The following is a 5,194-nucleotide window of genomic DNA, read 5'->3' as shown; positions in this document are numbered from 1 at the left end:
ATGACGAGCTTGAATTTTCTGCAGCTGGAAATATTACAACTATTAGGTGTTCCAGCAAATAAATACTCTCTGAATGCTTTCACTTAAAAATCATGCAAAACATGAGAGGGGTGTCGAAATCAGCGTTACAATGCCCTTGAGGTTAATTTTAACTCTATATATATGACTTCTATATCCTCTCTGGGTTGTAAGGCAGTAGATGGTAAAATAACCCATTTAGCCCCGTTTCATATCTTAGACCCAACATTATGGATACTACATCTGGAGGGATACCTATGAGATTAGAACAGCATATCTATACAAGTGGAAAGAAAGGTTTTGCTACGGTTGCCCAGACACCAGGTATAACTAAAGATGAACAGATAAAATTAGAGAACCATTCCCTATATATCCTCCCTGGTTCATTCCTTTACAAAGAAGGAGTATCTACACCAACAAAATACATCTTTTATCCCTTAAGTGAAAAACGGTTTGTTTTAGGAAGGGCAATATACATCGGAAAAGACAATTTAGGAAGGCCAGGGAACTATCTCTTCCATAATCTTATAATATCAAAAGATGAGCTGGAAGAACCCTCTTTTAACCCGGCAAAACTTATAAAAATGATTGAAGAAAATGGTCTCTTTAGAACGAGCCCTCCTGAAAAACCTCTGGATGTAATCAACCTTCCTCTTGATAAAGAGATTGAATTCAAAATACCTCCAATACCACAAGACCTTATCCTTGCTCTCCTTTATTATTGTTTCAGTTATAAGTCTTTAAAAGCTCCCTTATTGCTGGTTGGTCAAGATAAAGACTGCCTTAACTTTCTTGGCTGGTTATACACCCTTCTGCCTTATTCCTTAAAAGAAAACCTCTCCTTTGATACATATTCTTATGGAGCAAACCTTGGGCTTAAGATTATGGGCATTCCTAAAGAATCTGATTTTTATCAAACAATCTCCTACTCTTTAAAGATAGACCTCTTAACTTATGATTACAATCTTAACCCTGAGATTAAAGAGCCTTCAAAGCCTATATTAGCCCTTACAGAAATGATAGCTACAGGTAGAGAAGAGGAGATTGCCTCGATGTATTCTGCAGAATATTCTTTGAAGATGGGTGACTATGAGAGATTCAGAGAAAGATATATAGCCTTCTCCAAAGATGTTAAAGAGCTCATCTACACATCTCATAAAGAGAGAATCTTAAATTATATAATCGACAAAAAAGATCTGGAACTTCTGCAGATAATAATAAACCTCCTCTTTGAGAAAGCTGAGGATAGAAAAGGGTTCATCGCTATGTTGGTAGGTTCAATAGGTGGCATAAAAAGTAAAAGGGAAGAGGCTTCAAAGCCAAAACCTTCATTTTTTGGAAGGCTTTTAGGAGAAAGGGGATGAAAGAAGCTATTTTTATCTGTCTATCAATATGGGGTAGTGGAATAATTCTATCTGCACTCTTAAGAGAACTTTATCGGGCAATTAATAAGGTTATTGGAAAAGATATCTGGATTTTAAAAAGAATCAGCCTTGTTATTTTTGGAGGGTCTCTGGTCAGTATTTTTGGTGGATTGGCAGGGTGTTTGTTCCATCGTGGATATGGATTGGCAGTGTATTTGTACCTTCCTTATATGGATCGGGGTAGTCAATATACTATCTTTATTGTGGGGTTGGGAGCGCCTTTTACTGTTATTATTGGTAGCATCTTATTTGCCAACGAAGATATTTCTGGCATAACTGCTGGCATGATTGTTGGCGGGATTGTTGGCTTGATTGGTGCCATTGTTGACATTGTTGGCATTTGTGAGGCGATTGCTATTGTTGACACTGGTGGGGATGAGGTGCTGGCTGCCATGTTTTTGGGCGGGTTTGCTAACGTGGGGGGTGGCATGATTGTTGGCATAGCTGCTGGCGGGATTGCTCCAGCAGTGAATTATTATATCTTCTCTCACTTATTAACCCCCTTCCTCATCCTTCTAATCTACCGCCGAATTATCTGCAACAACTGCCTTCGCTACACCGAGCCCTTAAGGTCAACCTACAATAATGGCACAAGGCGTTGTGAACACTGCAAAGCCGAGGTAGAACGGACAAAAGAATGTGGTAAGGTTATCTTTACCTTTGGCAACTATCAAATACAACAAGGTGGTAATCGTATGTTTATCCTATCCGAGCCTCCTTGTGAGGAATTTTATAACCAGGATAGACTTATTGACCTCTCAGAGGTCTATATTGATACAAAAACAGCAGATAAATTCCGTATTGAGCAATTCATTACCTACATTCTCAACTATCCACCACCAAAATATGGGCTGACTTCTGTAGGGATATTTTACAAAGGCAATCTTGATGACCTTGCCCATCTTAAAAACTCAATCCTGAACAATTTTGACAGGGTTGCAAAGATGGGAGAATAGATAAAGAGGATGGGATGAATATGAAGATAAAAAAATTCCACCTGTGCGGTTAAATGTAAAATGGATAATGTAAAATGAAAATGTATAACTGAAAGGTAATGAGTCTGGCGAAGTGCTAAAATTTCCCATTTTTCATTTCCTATTTTACATTTATTTTTCCTTTGCGTCTCTGCGATGAATTAGTCTAATCGCACAGGGGGAAAAAATTCGACAAAGGGCTTAATGCAAGCTATGTTGACAAATATAGGTTGAACCTAAAATGTAAACTTAGCACTATTATCTTTATGAAGAAGCTAAACACATACGGAAAAATTAAGGGTAACAATTCAGCCACTGATTAACACGGATTAGCACGGATAAATACAGAGGGCAGAAGGCAGAGGGCAGATGAGAAAGGGGGAAACGGGGAAACGGAGAAAGGAAGAAATCTGTCTAATCTGCGTAATCTGCGGATATTTTCAGGAGAATGCTCATGAACCGTTGGTTCACAACCGAAGAATGAAAATAGGAAAAAAACAGGTGGAGGAAAGATTTTCTCTCTACTCTCTACTTTCTACTCTCTACTTCCTATTTTCAGGGGAAGTTTCACGCCAGGCACGCAAAGGACGCAAATGTAATTTTTCCCTTATTTCCCTTTGTGTTCTTTGCGTGCTTTGCGTGAAACTTCCTTTCTCCTGTTAGGTTGAAAATTTTACTTTGTCATCTTCACCAGGTCATTCCGTTTAAATCCAGTGCCAGTGGTAATTATTGCTACAGAATATTTTTCCTTTACTTCTATGACTTCAATTGTCCCCATTTTTTGTCCTTCTTCTCTACCAAGAGATAAACCGGTAACCGGGTCAATTAATTCTTCTCCTATGGTCCAAACCTCCATTTTATCTCCAGTTTTAATCCCGACATCTATTCCACCATTGATAATGAGCCTTTCATCTTTTACCGTAACAATTCTTCCTTCCCATGGTTTAGCCTTTAATTGTCCCTCAATAAAACCTACCATATCTTCAATTGCTTGACGGGTAGCTTTACCTAAGGGGGTTTTATGAAAATCAACTCCACCAATAGTTACATCACCTACCTTTACTCCACCGGCAACTATAAGCGTATTTGCCTTTTGTTCAGTTCGATGTGATTCAATAATTTCACCAGTAGAGGCATCAAACATCCTGATATCAACGGCTACCTGGGCGGTGAGGACGCCACCACCACCAAGTGTAACACCTTTAACAAAGATTCCAACGCCTTTGACTGATTCAAACTGTGTAAATTCTGTAACTGCACCCTTAATTAAAATTTGAGCCCCAAGTATTTCACCAAATTTAGCCGCAGTTTCTGGTTTGATTCTATCCGCTTTTCCTAAATCCTGTTCTTTTAACATATCTTGAAATGCCTTATTGTCCCGTTCCAGGACAATAAATTTACCCGTGTTATGGAGTGCGGTAATGAGCATCTCTGACATCCCACTTCCAATTTTGGCTTCTACTCCAGGTGCTTTTACCTCAAAATCAAGCACCGCAACTCGTTTCTTCGGACCAAAATAAGATGTTGTTGAAGTCCCCTCATTACCTTTGGAAGTCTTTTCTTTCTCTGCTCCTTCTATCATTTTAAAAGAGAGGATGATACTCAAGGAAACCATCACTCCAACATTAGCCCATTTTAAAAAAATTTTATTCATACTAATTTTTCCTCCTATTATTTGGTAAATGGTAACTGGTGAATGGTAATTAATTACCAATTACCAATTACCAGTTACCAGTTACCAATTAACCGATTACTTACTTTTAATTTCGTGAAGCCCTATTGAATTATTTGTGTTCCAATTCCCTCATCTGTAAATAATTCTAAAAGAATCGAATGAGGGATTCGACCATCAATGATGTGTGCTTTATCAACCTTTTTTGAAGTGATTGCCTTTTTGCAGGCATTAATCTTCGGGAGCATTCCTTCAGCGATACATCCATTCTTTATCAATCCTTCAATTTCTTCCAGCTTTAAAGTTGAGATAAGGGAACTGGCATCTTTTATATCCTTAAAAATACCTTTGATGTCCGTCAGGATAATTAATTTTTGAGCAGATAAAGCAATAGCTATTTCTGCGGCGGCTATATCAGCATTGATATTATATCGTTTTCCATCTTCTCCTATGCCAATAGGAGCAATAACCGGTATAAATCCATTTTCATCAAGGGTTTGGATTATTTTTGAGTTAATATTAGTTACCTGTCCAGTTAAACTTCCATTTGTCGTTTGCATTGCCTCAATCAAATCGCCATCCACACCGGTCAATCCAATTGCTGGAGAGCCATGATGATTAATCAAGGAGACAATTTCTGCATTTATTCGTCCACCTAAAACCATCTCAACAATTTCCATTGTCTCTGAATCAGTATGTCGAAGTCCGTTGATAAATTCTATTTTCTTACCCATTTTTTTCATCACCTGGTCTATTTGTGGACCTCCACCATGGACAATAACTGGTTTAATACCAATATATCTTAATAAAACTATATCCTGGGCAAAACTATGTTTTAAATTTTCATCAACCATAGATTTTCCCCCGTATTTGATGACGATTATCTTTCCGGAAAATGCCTTGATGTAAGGTAATGCTTCGACTAAAACATTAGCCCGAGTAATTAATGAATTCATTTTCAATCTCCTCTCACTATTTTAGGTAATGTCAAAAATTTTTACCTAAATTTCTCTTAACTCTTTATATTTTCAGATAGTTATGTAAATTTGGCTTGCCTCCCCCCATTTTTTGTGATATAATGGGAAAAAATATTTGTGTCTGGTTTC

General features: G+C 37.7%; 4 protein-coding genes. 2 read left to right on the top strand and 2 right to left on the bottom strand.

What is annotated here, in order from left to right; all coding sequences use genetic code 11:
• The first annotated feature begins 275 nt into the window (after window positions 1–275).
• Both AB1414_14945 and AB1414_14940 read left to right on the top strand, forming a co-directional pair.
• The gene (locus tag AB1414_14945; protein MEW6608719.1) at window positions 276–1,382 is read left to right on the top strand and encodes a hypothetical protein; all 1,107 of its coding nucleotides are present in this window, start codon (window positions 276–278) and stop codon (window positions 1,380–1,382) included.
• Window positions 1,379–2,398, top strand: a complete 1,020-nt coding sequence (locus AB1414_14940; GenBank protein MEW6608718.1) for a hypothetical protein — start codon at window positions 1,379–1,381, stop codon at window positions 2,396–2,398. The genes AB1414_14945 and AB1414_14940 overlap by 4 nt, the downstream gene beginning before the upstream one ends.
• A 691-nt stretch (window positions 2,399–3,089) precedes the next feature.
• On the opposite strand, the gene AB1414_14935 is transcribed toward AB1414_14940, so the two are convergent.
• Both AB1414_14935 and argB read right to left on the bottom strand, forming a co-directional pair.
• The gene (locus AB1414_14935) at window positions 3,090–4,070 is read right to left on the bottom strand and encodes a CsgG/HfaB family protein (protein MEW6608717.1); all 981 of its coding nucleotides are present in this window, start codon (window positions 4,068–4,070) and stop codon (window positions 3,090–3,092) included.
• 122 nt (window positions 4,071–4,192) lie between these two features.
• A complete protein-coding gene (gene argB, locus AB1414_14930; GenBank protein MEW6608716.1) occupies window positions 4,193–5,044 on the bottom strand; it encodes an acetylglutamate kinase in 852 nt (283 codons plus the stop codon).
• Between the last annotated feature and the right edge of the window lie 150 nt (window positions 5,045–5,194).

This window comes from bacterium (genome assembly GCA_040755795.1).
GTDB lineage: Bacteria > UBA9089 > CG2-30-40-21 > CG2-30-40-21 > SBAY01 > JBFLXS01.
The sequence above is the reverse complement of the archived record's forward strand: the minus strand, read 5'-3'. Positions and strand labels throughout refer to the sequence as shown.

Coding starts and splice junctions, on each gene's coding strand:
- AB1414_14945 (MEW6608719.1), top strand. CDS start 276: ATGAGATTAGAACAGCATATCTATACAAGTGGAAAGAAAGGTTTTGCT.
- AB1414_14940 (MEW6608718.1), top strand. CDS start 1,379: ATGAAAGAAGCTATTTTTATCTGTCTATCAATATGGGGTAGTGGAATA.
- AB1414_14935 (MEW6608717.1), bottom strand. CDS start 4,070: ATGAATAAAATTTTTTTAAAATGGGCTAATGTTGGAGTGATGGTTTCC.
- argB (MEW6608716.1), bottom strand. CDS start 5,044: ATGAATTCATTAATTACTCGGGCTAATGTTTTAGTCGAAGCATTACCT.